Origin of the sequence: Agromyces cerinus subsp. cerinus, assembly GCF_900142065.1 — a bacterium.
GTDB lineage: Bacteria > Actinomycetota > Actinomycetes > Actinomycetales > Microbacteriaceae > Agromyces > Agromyces cerinus.
In genome coordinates this window covers 120,353-139,861 of sequence record NZ_FSRJ01000006.1, presented here as the reverse complement: position 1 = coordinate 139,861, position 19,509 = coordinate 120,353, and the positions used below count along the sequence as shown (strand labels likewise).

Below are 19,509 nucleotides of genomic sequence, written 5' to 3'. Positions count from 1 at the left end.
GCTCTCCACCAGTTGGTGCCGAGGAATGGGGGAGTGGCCGAACCGTGACCTCCCATCCCTTGTGAGGAGGGCGGCGGGTGTTCTACCGTTGAGGCTGGAACCGGTTCCCGGCTTCGCCTGCACCACATTCACTCGACGAGGAGATGACATGAGAATCAGACGGCATCGCCGTTGGATGGCCCCCGTGGTGGCGGCCGCGGCGGTTGGACTCGCCCTCACGGGCTGCACTGGAGACGCCGCAGAGCAAGACGCTGCCGACGTCGACTGCGCCGATTACGAGCAGTACGGCACCTTCGAAGGCAAGTCGGTCTCGGTCGCCGGCACCATCCTCGACCTCGAGGCCGACCGCCTCAGCGAGTCGTGGGCCGACTTCGAGACCTGCACGGGCATCGAGGTCGACTACCAGGGTTCGAGCGAATTCGAGGCGCAGATCGCCGTGCTCGCCGAGGGCGGCAACGCTCCCGACGTCGGCATCGTGCCGCAGCCCGGTCTCCTCGGTCGACTCGCAGCCGGTGGCTGGCTGATCCCCGCGTCCGCCGATGTCGAGGCCAATGTCGACGAGTGGTGGTCCGCAGACTGGAAGCAGTACGGCACCTACGAGGACACCTTCTACGCCGCCCCGCTCATGGCGAGCATCAAGGGTTACGTCTGGTACTCGCCGGCCGAGTTCGAAGAGAAGGGGTACGAGATCCCCAAGACCCTCGACGAGCTGACCGCCCTCTCCGAGCAGATCGCGGCAGACGGCGACCACAAGCCCTGGTGCGTCGGCCTCGAATCGGGCGACGCCACCGGATGGCCGGGCACCGACTGGGTCGAGGACTACATGCTGCGCCTGCACGGCGCCGACGTGTACGACCAGTGGGTCACGCACGGGATCCCGTTCAACGACCCGCAGGTGGCCGAGGCCTTCGACGCCGTCGGTGCGTACCTGAAGAACGACGACATGGTCAACGGCGGCATCGGAGACGTGTCGACGCAGGTCACCGAGGCGTTCCAGACGGCCGGTCTGCCGATCCTCGACGGAACGTGCTCGCTGCACCACCAGGCCTCGTTCTACGAGACCTTCTGGAACCCCGAGGGCGGCGACGAGAACACCGTCGCGTCCGACGGCAGCGTCTTCGCGTTCCTGCTCCCGCCCGTCAACGCCGACGACCCGCTGTCGGTGACCGGCGGCGGCGAGTTCCCGGTCGCATTCCGCGACGCAGAAGAGGTCGAGGCGTTCCGCACCTACCTCTCGAGCGACACCTGGGCCAACAACCGGGTGAGCCTCGGCGGCGTCATCAGCGCGAACAAGGGCCTCGACCCGCAGGTCGCCTCGAGCGAGCTGCTCACGCAGTCGATCGAGATCCTGCAGGATCCCGAGACCACGTTCCGGTTCGACGGTTCCGACCTGATGCCCGGTGCCGTGGGCGCCGACTCCTTCTGGAAGGGCATCGTCGCCTGGGTCACGGGTGAAGACACCGCGCAGGTGCTCGACACCATCGAGTCGAGCTGGCCGAAGGGCTAGCTGGCGCGACTCACGCCCGAGGGGCATGATCGGAGGGCGGGGATGCGAAGTCCCCGCCCTCCGTCACCCGCCGTCGACGACGACCCCGATTCAATGACGAACATTGGGAGGCACGATGACCACCGCCGATCTGCTCGGCAAGCTGCTACAGGTGGTGATGGGGCTCGCGGTGTTCGCCGCGGTGGTCGGCCTCCTCATCTTCTTCATCGACAAGGCGCCCAAGAAGGGTCGCGACTACTGGCAGCTCGCCCTGTTCCTGCTGCCGGCCATGCTCTTCATCACCGTCGGGCTCGTCTATCCCGCGATCCGCACGAGCCTGCTCGCGTTCCAGGACTCGAGCGGTGACTGGACGCTCGACAACTTCGTCTGGACCTTCACGCAGCCCGCGGCCATCCGCACGCTGATCAACACGATCATCTGGGTGCTGCTCGTGCCGACGCTCGCGACGGCGATCGGCCTCGCCTACGCCGTCTTCATCGACCGCTCGCGGGGTGAGAAGTACTACAAGGTGATCCTCTTCATGCCGATCGCGATCTCGTTCGTCGGCGCGGGCGTCATCTGGGGCTTCGTCTACGACTACAACGGGGTCGGCGAGCAGATCGGCCTGCTGAACGCATTGGTCGTCGCTGCCGGCGGCGAACCGGTGCAGTGGTTGCAGACCGACCCGATCAACACGTTCCTGCTGATCGTCGTCATGATCTGGATCCAGACCGGCTTCGCCATGGTGCTCCTGAGCGCGGCCATCAAGGGGGTGCCGACCGAGCAGATCGAGGCGGCCCAGCTCGACGGCACGAACGGTTGGCAGCGCTTCATGAACGTGACGGTGCCCGGCATCCGCGGCGCCCTCGTCGTGGTGCTCACGACGATCTCGATCGCGACGCTGAAGGTCTTCGACATCGTCCGCACGATGACCGCCGGAAACTTCAACACGAGCGTCATCGCCAATGAGATGTACACCCAGGCCTTCCGAGCGAGTGAGGTGGGGCGCGGTTCGGCCCTCGCCCTGATCCTCTTCGTGCTCGTACTGCCGATCGTCATCTACAACGTCAATGTGCTCCGCAAGCAGAGGGAGATCCGATGAGCAGCGTCGCCCCCGCCGACCTCCCGGTCGGTGAGAACCTCGGCTCGATCGAGGCAGCAGAGCGCAGTGAGTACGGCACGAAGACTGCGCGGGTGAAGAAGCGGCTGACCTCGCGCACCGCGACGGTCATCGCGCTGATCATCGCGGTGGTCTGGACCATCCCGACCTTCGGCCTGCTCGTCTCGTCGTTCCGGCCGGCCGAGCTGATCCGCACCACCGGCTGGTGGACGATCTTCCAGAACCCGGGCTTCACCCTCGACAACTATCGAGACGTGCTGTTCTCGACCTCGTCGTCGTCACCGCAGCTCGGTGCGTACATCGTGAACTCGATCGCGATCGCGCTGATCGCCACGCTGATCCCGCTCGTCTTCGCGTCGATGGCTGCGTACGCGTTCGCGTGGATCCGCTTCAAATGGGTCAACTGGCTCTTCATCTTCGTGTTCGCGCTGCAGATCATCCCGCTGCAGATGGCCCTCGTTCCGCTGCTGCAGATCTTCTCGACGTGGCTGCGGCCGATGCAAGCCTGGTTGCACGACGTGGTGCCGATCATCCCCGAGCAGAACTACCTGCCGCTCTGGCTCGCGCACTCGATGTTCGCGCTTCCGCTCGCGATCTTCCTGCTGCACAACTTCATCTCGGAGATCCCGTCCGACGTCATCGAGGCGGCGCGGGTCGACGGTGCGACGCACGGCCAGATCTTCTTCCGCATCGTGCTGCCGCTCGCGACGCCGGCGCTCGCGTCGTTCGCTATCTTCCAGTTCATCTGGGTGTGGAACGACCTGCTCGTCGCCCTGATCTTCTCCGGCGGCACGCAGGACGTCGCGCCGCTCACCCAGCGATTGGCCGAGATGGTCGGCTCGCGCGGTCAGGACTGGCAGCGCCTCACCGCCGCGGCGTTCATCTCCATCGTGATCCCGCTCGGCGTCTTCTTCGGACTGCAGCGCTACTTCGTGCGCGGACTGCTCGCAGGCTCCACGAAGGGGTAGGCGAGCGGCGAACAATGAGCGGATGCCGCGGGCCGATGCCCGCGGCATCCGCTGTGCTGCGCTTCCGGCGAACGGCGGGTGACGCATCGGGGCCCCGGCATAGGGTGATGCCATGAGCATGCACGGGGGAACGCCACGTGGTGGGGGCGGCGGTGGAGCCCGCGGCGGCGGAGGCGGTGGCGGAACCGGGGGCGGGCCCCGCCGGGGGTTCGCCGTCGACGTGGAGGCGCAGCGGGCCGCGAACGCCGAGGCGCCGAAGATCCCGAACCTGCTCGGGCGAATCGCCGAACTCTTCGCCGGGCACAAGGCCGCGCTCGTCACGACGGTCGTGCTCGTGCTCATCGGCGCGGCGCTCGCCATCATCCCGCCGCTGCTGACCCAGCGCGCCTTCGACGACGGACTCTTCCCGGTCGATGCGAGCGGAGAGGTGTCTGGCCCGAACCTGCCGGTGCTCGTGTGGATCGTCATCGCGATGATCGCCGTGTTCGTCGTCTCGGCCCTGCTCGGGGTCTGGCAGACCTGGCTCACCGCGACGATCGGCAACAGCGTCATGGGCACGCTGCGCGTGCGGCTCTTCACGCACCTCCAGGCCATGGAGCTGAGCTTCTTCACCCGCACGAAGACGGGCGTCATCCAGTCGCGCCTGCAGAACGACGTCGGCGGCGTCGCGGGCGTGCTGACGAACACGGTGTCGAGCGTGCTCGGCAACACCGTGACCGTGATCTCGGCGTTCATCGCGATGCTGATCCTCAACTGGCAGCTCACGATCATCGCGCTCGTGCTCATGCCGTTCATGGTCATCGCGCAGCGCCGCGTCGGCCAGGTGCGGGCGCGCATCGCCGGCAAGACGCAGGAGTCGCTCTCGGAGATGACGGCGATCACGCAGGAGACGCTGTCGGTCTCCGGCATCCTGCTCTCGAAGAGCTTCACCCGGCAGAAGAGCGAGATCGAGCGGTACGCCGACGAGAACGCCAACCAGATCCAGCTGCAGGTCAAGCAGCAGATGACGGGCCAGTGGTTCTTCGCGATGGTCAACATCTTCATGTCGTCCATCCCCGCGATCGTCTACCTGGTCGCCGGCTGGCTCATCGCCGGCGGCACAGCGGATGTCACGGCGGGCACGATCGTCGCATTCACGACCGTGCAGGCGCGCCTGCTGTTCCCCCTCATGGGGCTCATGCGGGTCGCCCTCGACCTGCAGACCTCGAGTGCCCTCTTCGCGCGCATCTTCGAGTACCTCGACCTGAAGCCGGCGATCGTGGACCGGCCCGACGCACGTGAGGTTCCGCTCGGCCCCGCGCTCGGTCGGGTGGAGTTCGACGAGGTGTCGTTCCGTTACCCCGATGCCGACGACGACTCGCGGCCGACCCTCGACGCGGTGAGCTTCTCGATCGAGCCGGGGCAGTTCGCGGCCTTCGTCGGGCCGTCGGGCGCCGGCAAGACGACCGTGTCCTACCTCGTGCCGCGGCTCTATGAGGCATCCGGCGGCGTCGTCCGATTCGCTGGCGTCGACGTGCGCGAGCTCGATCAGGAGTCGCTCGTCTCGCACATCGGCATCGTCAGCCAGGAGACCTATCTGTTCCACGCCTCGATCGGCGAGAACCTCCGCTACGCACGGCCTGACGCGAGCGATGCCGAGCTCGAGGCGGCGGCGCGGGCCGCCAACATCCACGAGACGATCGCCTCGTTCCCCGACGGCTACGACACCGTGGTCGGCGAGCGCGGCTACCGGCTGTCGGGCGGAGAGAAGCAGCGCATCGCGATCGCCCGTGTGCTGCTGAAGGACCCGGCCGTGCTCGTGCTCGACGAGGCGACGAGCGCGCTCGACACGATCTCGGAGCGGGTCGTGCAGGAGGCGCTCGACGACGCGGCCCGCGGCCGCACGACCATCGCGATCGCGCACCGGCTCTCGACCGTGGTGTCGGCCGACGTCATCTTCGTGGTGGTCGCCGGCCGCATCGTCGAGCAGGGCACGCACGCCGAGCTCGTGGGCGCCGAGGGTGTCTATGCCTCGCTGTACCGGCAGCAGGAGGAGCGTCCGGTGCTCGAGGGCTGAAGGCCCGATCCGGGCGATATCGGGGGACACGACTTCGCTCGAACCTCTTGCGATCGGGGCACCCTCCGCCAGTAGAGTGTGGAGCATCTTGCCGGGGGGCCGAGAGGGGCGACGTGTCGACGACCGAACGAGGGGCGCCGCCCGAGGCATCCGCCGAAGACGACGCCGCGACTCCGCCGCCTGCCGCACCGCCCGCTCCGCCGCGTCGGCCGCGAGAGCAGAAACCGCGATCCTCGAAGCCGCGCCGCGTCGGGCTCAGCATCCAGTCGAAGCTGCTCATCATGCTGCTCGGGGTGAGCCTCGTCTCGTCGGTCATCGTCGGAGTCATCGGGTTCGTCAGCGGTCGCGAGTCGCTCCGGGCCGCCGCCGTGGACCAGCTCACCACGATCCGGGAGCTGCGCACGGGCGAGCTCGAGCGGGTCTTCGGAGGGGTACAGACCGGGGTCACCCTCGACTCGCGCAACCTCAGCGCGCAGAACGCGTCGATCGCGCTGAACGCCGCGTTCGAGGAGGCGCAGTCGCGCCCGCTCAGTGAGGCGCAGCGGGCGGAGCTCGAGGCGTACTACGTCGACGAGTTCAACGCGGCCCTGTCGGATCGCGCCGGCGGAACCTATGCGGCGAGCGCCTTCATCCCCGAGTCCACCGCCGGCCAGTACCTCCAGTACCAGTACACCTCGAAGGCCTACCGGTTCCCGGGCGGTGAGCTCGACTTCGACACCGCGCTCGACGCCGGCGATGCCGGCGACGGCAGCCCGTGGTCGGCCGCACGCGCGCGGTACCACGACTACTTCCAGCGGATCATCGATGCCTCGGGGTACGACGACGTGCTCATGCTCGACACCGAGGGCAATGTCGTCTACGCCGCCTACTCCGGCCCCGACCTCGGCATGAACGTGATGACGGGGCCGTTCAAGGACTCCGGGCTTGCGCAGGCCTACCGCGACGTGATGGCCACGAACTCGGTCAACGCGCTCGCGACGACCGACTACGAGCGGTACATCCCGTCACTGAATGTGCCCGCGATCTGGGTGGTCTCGCCCGTTGGCAACTCGGAGCGGATCACCGGCGCCCTGGCGGTGCAGATTCCCATCGACATCATCAACGACGTGCTCACGGGCGACGAGCGCTGGAAGGAGCAGGGTCTCGGCGATACCGGCGAGGTCTACATCGTCGGCAGCGACGACCTCATGCGCAGCACCTCGCGCCTGCTCGTCGAGGATCCCGAGGCGTACGCGAAGCTCGCGGTGGCGAACGGCACGCCATCCGACCTCGTCGAGCGCGAGGTCGAGGTCGGCGGCACGGTGCTGCTGCAGCCGGTCACCACGGATTCGGTGCGGCTGGCGCAGCAGGGCAAGTCGGGCACCACGATCTCGAGGGGCTATCTGGGCCGCGACAACATCACGGCATACACCCCGGTCGACATCGACGGACTCAACTGGGTCGCGGTCGCACGCATCGACACCGAGGAGGCGTTCGCCCCGGTGGCCGACTTCACGCGCAACCTCGTGATCTCGACGCTCGCCATCCTGCTCGCGGTGAGCGTGCTGTCGATGCTGCTCGCGCAGGTCTTCACCCGGCCGGTGCGGCGCCTCTCCGACGCCGTGCGCCGCGTCGCCGGCGGCGATCTCACGGTGCAGGTGCCGGCCGGGGCGCGTGACGAGTTCGGCGACCTCGGCAACGCCTTCAACGACATGAGCTCGAGCCTGCGCATCAAGCAGGAGCTCATCGAGCAGCAGCGCGTCGAGAACGAACGCCTGCTCCACACCCTCATGCCCGAGGCCGTCGCCAAGCGCTATCAGGACGGCGAGGAGACGATCGCCGAGGTGCACCAGGACGTCTCGGTCATCTTCGCCGAGCTCATCGGCTTCGACGACTTCACGGAATCGCTGTCGAGCGACGATGAGATCGCGCAGCTCAACGCGCTCATGCGCGGCTTCGACGAGGCCGCCGAGCGCACGGGCGTCGAGAAGGTGCGCACGCTCCACGGCGGCTATCTCGCGAGTTCCGGCCTCATCGTGCCGAGGGTCGACAACGTGCGACGTGCGGTCGAGTTCGCGACCGAGCTGCGCACCGTCATCGAGCGGTTCAACGCATCGAACGAGGCATCCGTCGAACTGCGCGCCGGCATCGCGACCGGCACCGTGACGAGCGGCCTCGTCGGGCGCACGAGTCTCGCCTACGACCTGTGGGGCGACGCGGTGAACCTCGCCTACCGGGTGCGCAGTGTCGACGGCCGGCCCGGCATCTACGTGAGCCAGGCGGTGAAGGACCGCCTGCAGGACGGCGTGCGCATCGTGTCGGCCGGCAGGATCGAGACGGCAGAGGGCTCCGAGACCGTGTGGCGGGTGGAGTAGCCCATGGATGAGCTCTTCGGCGAGGGATGGCTCTTCTGGGGCGTCGTGCTCGCCATCGGCGTGCCGGTGCTGCTCGTGGTGCTCACCGAGGTGCTCGGCTGGCTGACCCGCCGGGGCAGCGCCGCGGCGGGCCCGGTGCGGCTGCTGCGCAACTGGGTCGTGCCGGTCGGGGCGCTGTTCGGTCTGCTGATCTTCGCGTTCCAGTCGCCGGCCGACCAGGTGTGGGCGAGGGTCGTCGCCACGGTGCTCGGCTTCCTCGTGATCCTCCTGGTGCTGAGCGCCTTGAACGTCGCCCTCTTCGCCAACGCGAAGCCCGGCAGCTGGCGGGAGCGCATCCCGTCGATCTTCGTCGACCTCGGCCGGCTCGTGCTCATCGTCGTCGGCCTCGCGATCCTCTTCTCCTGGGTGTGGGACGCCGACGTCGGCGGGCTCATCGCCGCGCTCGGCGTCACGTCGATCGTCATCGGCCTCGCGCTGCAGAACGCGGTCGGCGGCATCATCTCGGGTCTGCTGCTGCTCTTCGAACAGCCGTTCAAGCTCGGCGACTGGCTCGACACCGGGAGCGTCCGGGGCCGGGTCATCGAGGTGAACTGGCGAGCCGTGCACATCGACACCGGCGCCGGCGTGCAGATCGTGCCGAACGCCTCGCTCGCGAACGCCTCCTTCACGAACCTGAGCCTGCCGACCGAACTGCACCGCGCCATGGCGACCGTGACCTTCTCCACCGACGACCCGCCGCACGAGGTGATCGACCTCGTCGTCGACGTCGCGAGAGGCCTGCCCATGGCCGCAACGGGCGAGCAACCGGCAGCACGATACCTGGGCGCGGCGAAGTACGAGGTCGAGGTGCCGGTCTCCGGGCCGGCGGCAGCGGATGACGCGGTGTCGCTCCTGCTCGCCTGGCTCTGGTACGCCGCGAGGCGCCGGGGCCTCTCGCTCGACGGCGACTCGACCGACCCCGTCGCCGAGCCGGCGCAGCTCGACGCCGCGTTCGAGCTGATCGCACCCGCCTTCCGGCTGAGTGCCGAGGACCGGGCGAGACTCGCGCCCGCGTGCCATCTCGAGCGCTTCGGCACCGGCGAGGTCGTGCAGCAGCCCGATCGGGTGCCCGACATGCTGCGGGTCGTCGTCGACGGCCGACTCGCCCTCTCGATCGTGACCGATCGCGGAGCCATCGACGCGGGCTGGGCCGAGGTCGGCGAATCCGTCGGCCAGACGGTGCTCACCCGTGAGCCGTCGTTCGTGCGCGCCGTCGCGGCCGAGGTCACGACGCTCCTGGTGATGCCGCTCACCGTGATCGACGAGATCGTGCGCTCGAACCCCGCCGTGGCGCGCGACATCGGTCAGGCGATCGAGAATCGCCGGCGCGCGGCATCCGACGCGCTCGCCGCCGCCGGCATCGTGCGCGGGGCACTCGGCGGCCGCGGTTAGCGGCCCGCGCCTACGGGGTGCGTTCGGCGAGCATCCCGGTCATGAGCTCGATCTCCGAGGTCTGGCTGTCGACGATCGACTGCGCGAGCGCCGTGACGACGTCGTCCGTCGAGCGCGCGAGCGCCGCGTCGGCCATCTCGACGGCGCCCTGGTGGTGCGCGATCATGAGCTCGAGGAACCGGCGTTCGGCCTCGATGCCGGTCATGCCGCGCAGCTCTTCCACCTGAGCCGGTGTCGCGAGGCCGGGCATGGGGGCACCGGGCACATGGGCGTCCGGGTCGGAGGCCGCATGGTCGCCGTGACCCGCTGCGCCATCGAGCGCCGGGCGTGTCATCCAGGTCATCGACGGCTCGGAGCCGGCCTGCGGGAGGCCCCATTCGGCGAGCCATCCGTACATCTGGCCGGCCTGCTGCGCCTGCGTCGTCGCGATGTCGTAGCCGAGCAGCCGCACCTCGGGGTCGTCGGTCGCGTCGCGCACGATCATGGCGAGCTCGACCCCCTGCAGGTGGTGCACCTGCATGTCGCGGGAGAACCCGGCCTCGGCGCTCGTCGTCGTGGGCGTCGGCTCGGCGAGTGTCGAGAGGCGACCGATCGAGAAGGCCACGGCCGCCACGACGATGAGCGCCACGGATGCCACGGCGATGACGGCCGCCCGGCCGCCCCGGCGCTGCCGGGGCGCGGCGGGGACGGGCGGGTCGACCGGGTCGGTCGGGTCGCCGGCATCGGTCACGATGTCGGCGGTCGAACGCTCGGGGTCTCGGGTCACGACACCTTGCCCGGGGCGTCGTACGCGCCGGTGCAGAGCGCGCCGGGCTCCGGCACGTTCTGGCTCTGCCAGTACTCCTCGAAGAACGCGGGGATGCGCTCGTCGTCGGCGCTGTCGAGCGCGAGCTGCGAGTTCCAGCCGCTCAGCACGATCGGGGAGGGAAGCCCCTCGAAGGGCGAGAGCACGACGTAGGTCGACGGCAGGTGCGCCTTCAGCGCCTCGAGCTCGGCCGCAGGCAGCTCGGGGTCGTAGGTGACCCAGATCGCTCCGTGCTCGAGCGAGTGCACGGCGTTCTCGTTGGGCACCGGCTGCTCGTAGACGCCGCAGTTCAGCCACATCTGGTTGTGCTCGCCGCCGGTGGGCGGGGTCTGCGCGTAGTCGACGACGCCCTCGACGTGACCGGCGCCGTTGTCGAAGGTCTCGACGCCCTCGATCTTCGCGCCCTCGCCGCCGGCGCCGTACGAGGCCGGCTGCGGAGTCAGCACGATCGCCGCGACGATGACGCCCACCACGGCGACGCCGCCGACGACCGCCGACCAGATGCCGATGCGCCGGTTGCGCTTGGCCTTGGCCTCGCGCTTCTTGAACTCGGCGAGCTTGCGTTCGCGTTCAGCCGCGCGCTGCTGCTTGACGGTGTTCTGCTGCTTCACCTTGGGGGGAACGGGCGGGGTCGCGCTCACACGTAGGCCTCTCTCGCATGGTTGTCGCTTCAATCATATGAACGTACACGCTGGGAGAACGCCGGGTCGAGGCATCCGCTCGGCTCTTCGCCATGGCCGCCCGAACGGATAGAGTGGCCTCGTGATCCTCTCGCTGTGTTGTCGCTGACGAAGACGTCGACCGACCCCACGCACGCCACGATCGTTCGCCGCTCCCGTCCGCAGACCGAGCGGAACGAGCCGACAGCAAGGACACCGCCATGAAGTACGCAGACACCATCGTCGACCTCGTCGGCGACACACCGCTCGTGAAGCTGCACCACGTCACCGAGGGCGTGACGTCGGCGACGGTGCTCGTGAAGCTCGAGTACCTGAACCCCGGCGGCTCGTCGAAGGACCGCATCGCCGGTCGCATCATCGACGCCGCCGAACGCGAGGGCAAGCTGAAGCCGGGCGGCACGATCGTGGAGCCGACCTCGGGCAACACCGGGGTCGGGCTCGCGCTCGTGGCCCAGCAGCGCGGCTACAAGTGCATCTTCGTCTGCCCCGACAAGGTCGGTGAAGACAAGCGAAACGTGCTCACCGCCTACGGCGCCGAGGTCGTCGTGACGCCGACCGCCGTCGCGCCCGACAGCCCCGAGTCGTACTACGGGGTCTCCGATCGGCTCGCCCGCGAGATCCCCGGGGCGTTCAAGCCCGACCAGTACTCCAACCCCAACGGGCCGCGCTCGCACTACGAGACCACCGGTCCCGAGATCTGGCGCGACACCGAGGGTGAGATCACGCACTTCGTCGCGGGAGTCGGCACCGGTGGCACGATCACCGGCACCGGCCGGTATCTGCGTGAGGTGTCCGGAGATCGCGTGCGCATCATCGGCGCCGACCCCGAGGGCTCGGTCTACTCGGGCGGCACCGGTCGGCCGTACCTCGTCGAGGGCGTCGGCGAGGACTTCTGGCCGACCGCCTACGATCCCGCCGTGCCGCACGAGATCATCGCCGTCTCCGACGCCGAGTCGTTCGACATGACCCGCCGCCTCGCCTGTGAAGAGGGCATCCTGGTCGGCGGCTCGAGCGGCATGGCCGTGGTCGCTGCGCTGAAGGCCGCGGCATCCGCCGGGCCCGACGACGTGTTCGTGGTGCTGCTGCCCGACGGCGGTCGCGGCTACCTCGGCAAGATCTTCAACGACAAGTGGATGCGTGCCTACGGCTTCTCGAACGCCCCGGCAGGCCACACGATCGCCGAGCTGCTCGCGGCGAAGGCCGACCGCACGGCGCCGCTCGTCTACGTGCACCCGAACGACACCGTGCGCGAGGCGATCGACCGCATGACCGAGACCGGGGTCTCGCAGTTGCTCGTGCTGACCGCCGAGCCGCCCGTCGTGCTCGGCGAGGTGCTCGGTGCGCTGCACGAAGAGGCATTGCTCGACCTCGTCTTCTCGGGTCAGGTCAAGCTCACCGACAAGGTCTCGGGGGTCGTGGGGGAGTCGCTGCCGCTCATCGGGGTCAATGAGCCCGTGGCATCCGCTCGCTCGTCGTTCGCATCGACGCCCGCGATGCTCGTGACCGACGGCGGCCGGGCGCTCGGCGTGATCACACGCACCGACCTGCTCGCCTACCTCTCCGCCTGACGGGCTCGACTCATGCGTTCCTCGCAGCCCGCCGTCCCGCCGTCGTCATCGATTCAGGAGATCGTCGCGGAGCTCGGCCGATGTCGGCGACGTCGTCCTGATCTCGCGACCTCCTCCTGAACCACGACCACAGAAAGCGATCCATCCCATGCACGACCACGCACGCTTCGACACCCTCGCCATCCACGCCGGTCAGGAGTTCGACCCCACCACCGGCGCTGTCATCCCGCCGATCTACCAGACCTCGACCTACGTGCAGGACGGCATCGGCGGGCTCCGCGGCGGCTACGAGTACTCGCGCGGCGGCAACCCCACGCGCACCGCGCTCGAGACGCAGCTCGCCGCGCTCGAGGGCGGCGAACGCGCGCTCTCGTTCGCCTCGGGCCTCGCCGCCGAAGACGCGCTGCTGCGCACCGTGCTCGTCCCCGGAGACCACGTCGTCATCGGCAACGACGTCTACGGCGGCACGCACCGGCTGATCCGCCGCGTGCACGGCGCCTGGGGCGTGCGTCACACGACCGTCGACACGAGCGACCTCGATGCCGTGCGCGCCGCGATCGAGCCGTCGACGAAGGTGCTCTGGATCGAGACGCCGTCGAACCCCCTCATGAAGATCTCGGATGTCGCGGCGCTCGCCGAACTCGGCCGCGCCGCGGGCGTGCTCGTGGTCGTCGACAACACCTTCGCCTCGCCCGCGCTGCAGCAGCCGCTCGCCCTCGGTGCCGACGTCATCGTGCACTCGACGACGAAGTACCTCGGCGGTCATTCCGACGTCGTCGGCGGCGCGCTCGTGTTCGCCGCCGGTCTCGGTGACGGTGCGGGCGCGGGCGCCGGTCGCTCGGAGCTCGCCGACCTCGCCGAGCGCGTGACGTTCACGCAGTTCGCGGCGGGCGCGGTCTCGGGTCCGTTCGACGCGTTCCTCACCTCGCGCGGCATCAAGACGCTCGGGGTGCGCATGGATCGCCACAGCAGCAACGCGATGGCGATCGCCCGGCGCCTCGACGAGCACGCCGGCATCGAGCGCGTGTACTACCCGGGGCTCGAGTCGCACCCGGGGCACGAGCTCGCCGCCCGGCAGATGTCGGGCTTCGGCGGCATGCTCTCGATCTCGCTCGCCGGCGGCGGCGAGGCGGCACGCCGGTTCGCGGAGTCGACCGAGCTGTTCCAGCTCGCCGAGTCGCTCGGCGGCGTCGAGTCGCTCGTCAACTACCCCTCGGAGATGACGCACGCCTCGGTGAAGGGCACCGACGCCGAGGTGCCCGAGTCGATCGTGCGTCTGTCGGTCGGCATCGAGGACGTCGCCGACCTGCTCGCCGACATCGACGGGGCGCTCGCCCGCCTGTAGCGGCAGCCGCCGGTCGCGCCACCTGCTCGTCAGCTCGCTGTGAGCTGCCTCGACGGCAGGCTCGACCGGCGTCCACGGTGGGAGAATGGGAGCAGGCGCGCGGCACGTCACCGGCGCCGCAGGAGATGAGCTCCCATGATCTGGTTCTGGATCACCGTGGTCGTCGTCGCAATCCTCGCGATCGTCCTCTTCTTCATGTCGGTGAAGATCGTGAAGCAGTACGAGCGCGGCGTGGTGCTGCGCTTCGGCCGGCTGCACAGTGTGCGCGAGCCGGGCATCCGGTTCATCATCCCGATCGTCGACGTCATGACCAAGGTGTCGCTGCGCATCGTGACGCTGCCGATCCAGTCGCAGGGCATCATCACGAAGGACAACGTCACCGTCGGGGTGTCGGCCGTGGCGTACTACCGGGTGGCCGACGCGGTGAAGTCGGTGATCGCCATCGAGAACGTGAAGTCGGCGATCGAGCAGATCGCGCAGACCACGCTGCGACGGGTCGTCGGCCAGCACCACCTCGACGAGACGCTCGCCGACACCGCTGTGCTGAACGTCAACATCCGCGAGATCCTGGATGTCACGACGCTCGACTGGGGCGTCGAGGTCACGCTCGTCGAGCTGAAGGACATCCTCCTTCCCGACTCGATGAAGCGCGCCATGGCGAAGCAGGCTGAGGCCGAGCGCGAGAAGCGGGCGAAGATCATCGCCGCCGAGGGCGAATCGCTCGCGGCCGTGCAGCTCGGCGTGGCGAGCGACACGATGATGTCGCATCCGCTCGCCCTGCAGTTGCGCACCCTGCAGACGCTCGTCGAGGTGGGGGTCGACAAGAACACGCTCGTCCTCTTCCCGGCGCCGCTCATGGCCTCGATCGGCGAGCTCACGAACTTCATCGATCGGGAGGCAGCGGTCGCCCAGGTTCGTCACGGCTGAGTGGCTGGCAGTATTTCGACGAAGTGTGTCAATCCTGCCAGCGGTGCATGACGGTGGGATGCCCCAGAATGAGCGGGTGACTTCGAACCAGACCGCCGTGGCAGCCGGCGCGGCACCTGCCCTGCACCCGGCATCCGGCACCGCGGCGACCGCTGATTCCGAGCCGCACCGCGGCAGCCTCGGGCTCGTGCAGGGCACGGCGCTCTATATCGCGAGCGTACTCGGCACCGGCATCCTCGTGCTGCCCGGCCTCGCCGCCTCGGCCGCCGGTCCGGCCTCGGTCGTCGCGGTCGCCGTGGTGCTCGTGCTGTCGATCCCGCTCGCCGGCACCTTCGCAGCGCTCGCCTCGCGTTACCCAGATGCGGGCGGCGTCGCGAGCTACGCGCGCCGTGCGCTCGGCGACACCGCCGCCCGCATGGCCGGGTACTGGTTCTACTTCGGCGTCTGCATCGGCGCCCCGGTGCTCGCCGTGCTCGGCGGCGAGTACGTGGTCGCGGTGCTCGGCATCGATCGCTCGGCGGTGCCGATCATCGGCTTCGCGGTCTTCGTGCCCCCGTTCATCGTCAATTGGTTCGGTGTGCGGGTCGCGGGCTGGGTGCAGTTCGTGCTCACCGGTCTCTTGATCGCCGTGGTCGTCGGCGTGGTCGCGGTCACGTTCCCGGCCGCCGAGGCATCCAACTTCACGCCGTTCCTGCCGAACGGCTGGGGCGGCGTCGGCGTCGCCATCAGCCTCTTCGTCTGGGCCTTCGCCGGCTGGGAGGTCGGCACCCACATCGCCGGGGAGTTCAGGAACCCGCGCAAGATCATCCCGCTCGCGACGGGCATCGCCGTCGTCGTGGTCGGCGCCGGCTACCTCGCCCTGCAGTTCGTCACGGTCGCGGTGCTCGGCGACCGGGCGGGCGACGGCCAGGTGCCGCTGCTCGACCTCGTCGAGACGACCGCGCCCGGCATCGGCCCCGTGCTCGTCGCGATCGTCGCGGCGATCGTCACGCTCGGCGTGATGAACGCCTACATGCCGGCGTTCGGCAAGCTGGGCGCCGCACTCGGGCGCGACGGCGACCTGCCCAAGTTCTTCGCCAAGGGCGCCGCCGACGGCGAGGTGCCGCGTCGCGCGCTCGCCCTCACCGGGGTGCTCATCGTCGCCTACTTCGGCCTCATGCTGCTGAACGACCTCGATCTCACGGGGTTCATCCTCGTCCACACGAGCAACATGGTCGCGATCTACGCCGTGGGCATGCTCGCCGCGACCCTCCTGCTGAAGCGCTGGTCGTTCGGCTGGTGGCTCGCGGTCGTCGCGACGGTCATGACCATGGGACTCCTCGTGCTGGCCTGGGCGAACCTGCTCGTGCCGCTCGTGCTCGCCGCCGCCGCGGTGCTCGTGACGGTGGTGCGCCGGGTGCGTGCCCGCCGCCGTGGTGAACCGATCGCTGCCGAGTCCACACCCGCCGCCCACCCGGCCCAGCCCGTCGCACAGGAGACCGAATGACCGAGTACCGCGCCCACTTCGACGCCGACATCGCCTTCGTCAACGGGGGAGGCCTGCGCGCCGAGGCGTTCCGGCTCGACCTGCCGTCGCAGCACCTCACCGAGACGCAGATCGGCGAGCTGCTCGTGCGCCACCTCGGGCTCGCGCTCGTCGGCAGCGTCGAGCTCTCGAACCTCGAGATCGTCGAAGAGGCGCACAAGGGCTCGCGGGGCGTCGGCGCCGAGGCATCCGCTGCTTCCGGCAGCACGCAGCGCGGGCGACTCGTCGACCTCAGCCACACGATCAGCGAGGGGCTCGTGACCTACCCGGGCATCCCGGCGCCGGTGATCACGCCGCACCTCACGCGCGAGGCTTCGCGTGAGCACTACGCACCGGGCACCGAGTTCGAGATCGACATCATCGCGATGGCGGGCAACACCGGCACCTACCTCGACAGCCCGTTCCACCGCTACGCCGACGGCGGCGACCTCGCGAGCCTGTCGCTCGAGACGCTCGTCGGCATCCCGGCCGAGGTCTTCAGATTGACGGATGCCGCGGAGCGCGGCATTCCCGCAGAGGTCTTCTTCGACCGCGAACTCGCGGGCACGGCGGTGCTGCTGCACACCGGCTGGAACCGCCACTTCGGCACGCCCGAGTACGGCCACGGTGCGCCGTTCCTGACCGAGGCGGGCGCGCAGCACCTCGCCGACGCCGGCGTCGCGATCGTCGGCATCGACTCGCTGAACATCGACGACGCCGAGTCGGCGGGCGAGCGCCCGGCGCACTCGATCCTGCTCGCGGCGGGCATCCACGTCGTGGAGCACCTCACCGCGCTCGCCGAAGTGCCGGTGCGCGGCGCCCGCTTCACGGCGGTGCCGCCGCGCGTCGCCGGATTCGGCACCTTCCCGGTGCGCGCATTCGCGGAGCTCCCCCCGAACTGAGGTGGCCCGCAGCGCCGACGTCCGCAATCCGCGGGGCGTCGTATCTGGCATCAGGCGCTCGTGTGCGTGAGGATGGACAGATGATCGCTCCCGCGTATGCACTCCGCGACGGCAACACGATTCCCGCGATCGGACTCGGCACGTACGGGCTCGACGACCAGGCGGGCATCGACGCGATCACTTCGGGCATCGCCGAGGGCTACCGCCTCATCGACACGGCCTTCAACTACGGCAACGAAGAGGCCGTCGGCGAGGCGATCCGTCGCACCGACGTCGACCGCAGCGACCTCGTGATCGCGACGAAGCTGCCGGGCAAGCACCATGGCTTCGACGAGACCATCGCGAGCTTCGAGCAGTCGCGGTTGCGGCTCGACCTCGACTGGGTCGACCTGTACCTGATCCATTGGCCCCTGCCGCGCCTCGGCAAGTACCTCGAGAGCTGGCGGGCGATGATCTCGCTGCGTGAGAAGGGGCTCGTGCGGGCGATCGGCGTCTCGAACTTCACGGCCGAGATGCTCACGCGACTCATCGACAGCACGGGCATCGTGCCCGTCGTGAACCAGGTCGAGCTGCACCCCTACTTCCCGCAGGAGGAGCTCCGCGCCTTCCACGACGAGCACGACATCCGCACCATGAGCTGGAGTCCGCTCGCCAAGCGCACCGAACTGCTGCAGGAGCCGGTCGTCGCCGAGGTCGCTGCGGCCCACGGCGTCACTCCGGCGCAGGCGGTGCTGCGCTGGCACGTCGAGCTCGAGGCGGTGCCGATTCCGAAGTCGTCGGATGCCGCGCGCCGCCGTGAGAACCTCGACGTCTTCGGGTTCGCGCTCACGACCGAAGAGGTCGACGCCATCTCCGCGTTGTCGCGCGGGCGCATCTGGGGCGGCGACCCCGACACGCACGAGGAGTTCTGAGCGGCGGCACGGCGGGGTCTCCTCGTCGGGCCGAATTCACCTGGCGTCCAGCCGCTGTTCCGCGGTGTCCGCGAGTCTCGTCGCATGACCCCATTGCTGAAGGGTGCCGCAACGGCATCCGTCGCCGCCCTGCTCCTCGCAACCGCGCCCGCTGCGTGGGCCGCCGCACCTCGCCACGCCGGTGACGCCCCGGCCGTCGTCACGACCGACAACGAGACGCCCGTGCTCTACGACGATGAGGCGGGCGGCAACGCCGTCGGCGACGACCCGGCGATCTGGGTGCACCCGGGCGAATCCGACGAGTCCATCGTGATCGTCACGGCGAAGGAGGGCGGCCTCCGCGTCTACGACCTCGAGTCGGACGAGCTGCAGTCGCTGCCCGCCACGGTCGCGCCCCGCGCCGACGGCACCGAGGGCCGGTACAACAACGTCGACATCGCCTACGGCGTCGAGCTCGACGGCGAGCGCGTCGACGTCGCCGTCGTCTCCGACCGTTACAACGATCAGTTGCGCTTCTTCACGATCGACCCCGCCGGCACGGAGGCGGAGACCCCGCTCGTCGAGGTCACCGCGGCCGAACAGCCGTTCCTCTTCAGTGCCGACCGGGCGACGGTCGACGAGGGGCACACCGCCTACGGCCTCGCCATGTGGCAGCCGGCCGGCGGTGGCGACGCGTACGCCGTCGTCACGCAGGAGGGCGCCACGACCCTCGCGACCGCCCGCATCGTCGAGATCGACGGTGCGCTCGGGTACGCCGACGTCGCCACGACCGACATGCCGGCCTCGTTCCCGCTGCCCGACGGCACCACCTGGACGCCGTGCGACGAACCCGGCATCGAACCGCACCTCGAGGGTCTCACCGTCGACCAGCGCACCGGCGTGCTGTACGCGGCGCAGGAGGATGTCGGCCTCTGGCGTCTGCAGCTCCCCTTCGGCGCGGCCGAGCCGCGGCTCATCGACCGGGTGAAGGACTTCGGCGTCCACGACGCGTACGACCCCGAGACCGAGGAATGCGCGCCCGTCGACGCGGGTGACGAAGGCTTCGGAGGCCCGGTGCTCGAGGCCGACGCAGAGGGCGTCGACCTCTACTACGGGCCCGGCGCCACCGGATACCTCATCGTCTCGAGCCAGGGCGACGACACCTTCGCCGTCTACGAACGGCAGGGACGCAACCGCCTCGTCGGCACGTTCCGCGTCGACGGTGTCGAGGGTGCCGATGAGATCAACGGCTCCGACGGGCTCGCCGTCACCAATCGCGTCGTCGGCGACTACCGCGAGGGACTGCTCGTGACGCACGACGAGCCCGAGACCGGCGAGGGCGTCGACGGCGACCGCGATGCGACGAACTTCTCCTACGTGGACTGGGATGACATCGCCGAGGCGCTGCAGCTGAAGGTGAGCACCGCCGCGGGCAACGACCCGCGCTTCCGGTAGTCGACGGTTCGGATGCCC

General features: G+C 69.3%; 15 protein-coding genes. 13 read left to right on the top strand and 2 right to left on the bottom strand.

Features of this window, described 5'->3' with window-relative positions:
- The first annotated feature begins 148 nt into the window (after positions 1–148).
- From BUR99_RS19310 to BUR99_RS19285, 6 genes are all read left to right on the top strand, one after another.
- On the top strand, positions 149–1,507 hold the full coding sequence (locus BUR99_RS19310) for an ABC transporter substrate-binding protein (RefSeq protein ID WP_074262025.1): 1,359 nt from the start codon (positions 149–151) through the stop codon (positions 1,505–1,507).
- 115 nt (positions 1,508–1,622) lie between these two features.
- Positions 1,623–2,588 (top strand): carbohydrate ABC transporter permease, encoded by a 966-nt coding sequence (locus BUR99_RS19305; RefSeq protein ID WP_074262024.1) that lies wholly within the window; start codon positions 1,623–1,625, stop codon positions 2,586–2,588.
- Positions 2,585–3,574, top strand: coding sequence for a carbohydrate ABC transporter permease (locus tag BUR99_RS19300; RefSeq protein WP_074262023.1), 990 nt, complete (start codon positions 2,585–2,587; stop codon positions 3,572–3,574). The genes BUR99_RS19305 and BUR99_RS19300 overlap by 4 nt, the downstream gene beginning before the upstream one ends.
- A 118-nt stretch (positions 3,575–3,692) precedes the next feature.
- Positions 3,693–5,630, top strand: coding sequence for an ABC transporter ATP-binding protein (locus tag BUR99_RS19295; protein ID WP_074262059.1), 1,938 nt, complete (start codon positions 3,693–3,695; stop codon positions 5,628–5,630).
- 113 nt (positions 5,631–5,743) lie between these two features.
- Positions 5,744–7,984 (top strand): adenylate/guanylate cyclase domain-containing protein, encoded by a 2,241-nt coding sequence (locus BUR99_RS19290; protein WP_074262022.1) that lies wholly within the window; start codon positions 5,744–5,746, stop codon positions 7,982–7,984.
- 3 nt (positions 7,985–7,987) lie between these two features.
- Positions 7,988–9,415 carry a mechanosensitive ion channel domain-containing protein gene (locus BUR99_RS19285; protein WP_074262021.1) on the top strand — a complete coding sequence of 476 codons (1,428 nt, stop codon included), beginning with the start codon at positions 7,988–7,990 and terminating at the stop codon, positions 9,413–9,415.
- 10 nt (positions 9,416–9,425) lie between these two features.
- On the opposite strand, the gene BUR99_RS19280 is transcribed toward BUR99_RS19285, so the two are convergent.
- Positions 9,426–10,181, bottom strand: a complete 756-nt coding sequence (locus BUR99_RS19280; protein ID WP_234980932.1) for a DUF305 domain-containing protein — start codon at positions 10,179–10,181, stop codon at positions 9,426–9,428.
- Entirely contained in the window at positions 10,178–10,861 is a 684-nt protein-coding gene (locus BUR99_RS19275; protein WP_074262020.1) for a DUF3105 domain-containing protein, read from the bottom strand. Before BUR99_RS19275 ends, BUR99_RS19280 begins: the two co-directional genes overlap by 4 nt.
- 239 nt (positions 10,862–11,100) lie before the next feature.
- Here BUR99_RS19275 and BUR99_RS19270 point away from each other — a divergent pair, with 239 nt between their 5' ends.
- The 7 genes from BUR99_RS19270 to BUR99_RS19240 all read left to right on the top strand — a co-directional run bounded on the left by BUR99_RS19270 (position 11,101) and on the right by BUR99_RS19240 (position 19,491).
- A complete protein-coding gene (locus tag BUR99_RS19270) occupies positions 11,101–12,468 on the top strand; it encodes a cystathionine beta-synthase (RefSeq protein WP_074262019.1) in 1,368 nt (455 codons plus the stop codon).
- Positions 12,469–12,616: 148 nt separating this feature from the next.
- Positions 12,617–13,813 (top strand): cystathionine gamma-synthase, encoded by a 1,197-nt coding sequence (locus tag BUR99_RS19265; RefSeq protein WP_074262018.1) that lies wholly within the window; start codon positions 12,617–12,619, stop codon positions 13,811–13,813.
- 135 nt (positions 13,814–13,948) lie between these two features.
- The gene (locus BUR99_RS19260; protein ID WP_074262017.1) at positions 13,949–14,740 is read left to right on the top strand and encodes a slipin family protein; all 792 of its coding nucleotides are present in this window, start codon (positions 13,949–13,951) and stop codon (positions 14,738–14,740) included.
- A gap of 76 nt (positions 14,741–14,816) precedes the next feature.
- The gene (locus BUR99_RS19255; RefSeq protein WP_234980931.1) at positions 14,817–16,226 is read left to right on the top strand and encodes an APC family permease; all 1,410 of its coding nucleotides are present in this window, start codon (positions 14,817–14,819) and stop codon (positions 16,224–16,226) included.
- Positions 16,223–17,146: a cyclase family protein gene (locus BUR99_RS19250; RefSeq protein ID WP_074262016.1), complete on the top strand. Its 924-nt coding sequence runs from the start codon at positions 16,223–16,225 to the stop codon at positions 17,144–17,146. The genes BUR99_RS19255 and BUR99_RS19250 overlap by 4 nt, the downstream gene beginning before the upstream one ends.
- 80 nt (positions 17,147–17,226) lie before the next feature.
- Positions 17,227–18,057: an aldo/keto reductase gene (locus BUR99_RS19245; protein ID WP_074262015.1), complete on the top strand. Its 831-nt coding sequence runs from the start codon at positions 17,227–17,229 to the stop codon at positions 18,055–18,057.
- A gap of 84 nt (positions 18,058–18,141) precedes the next feature.
- Complete coding sequence (locus BUR99_RS19240; RefSeq protein WP_074262014.1) at positions 18,142–19,491, top strand: phytase; 1,350 nt, start codon at positions 18,142–18,144, stop codon at positions 19,489–19,491.
- The last annotated feature ends 18 nt before the right edge of the window (positions 19,492–19,509 follow it).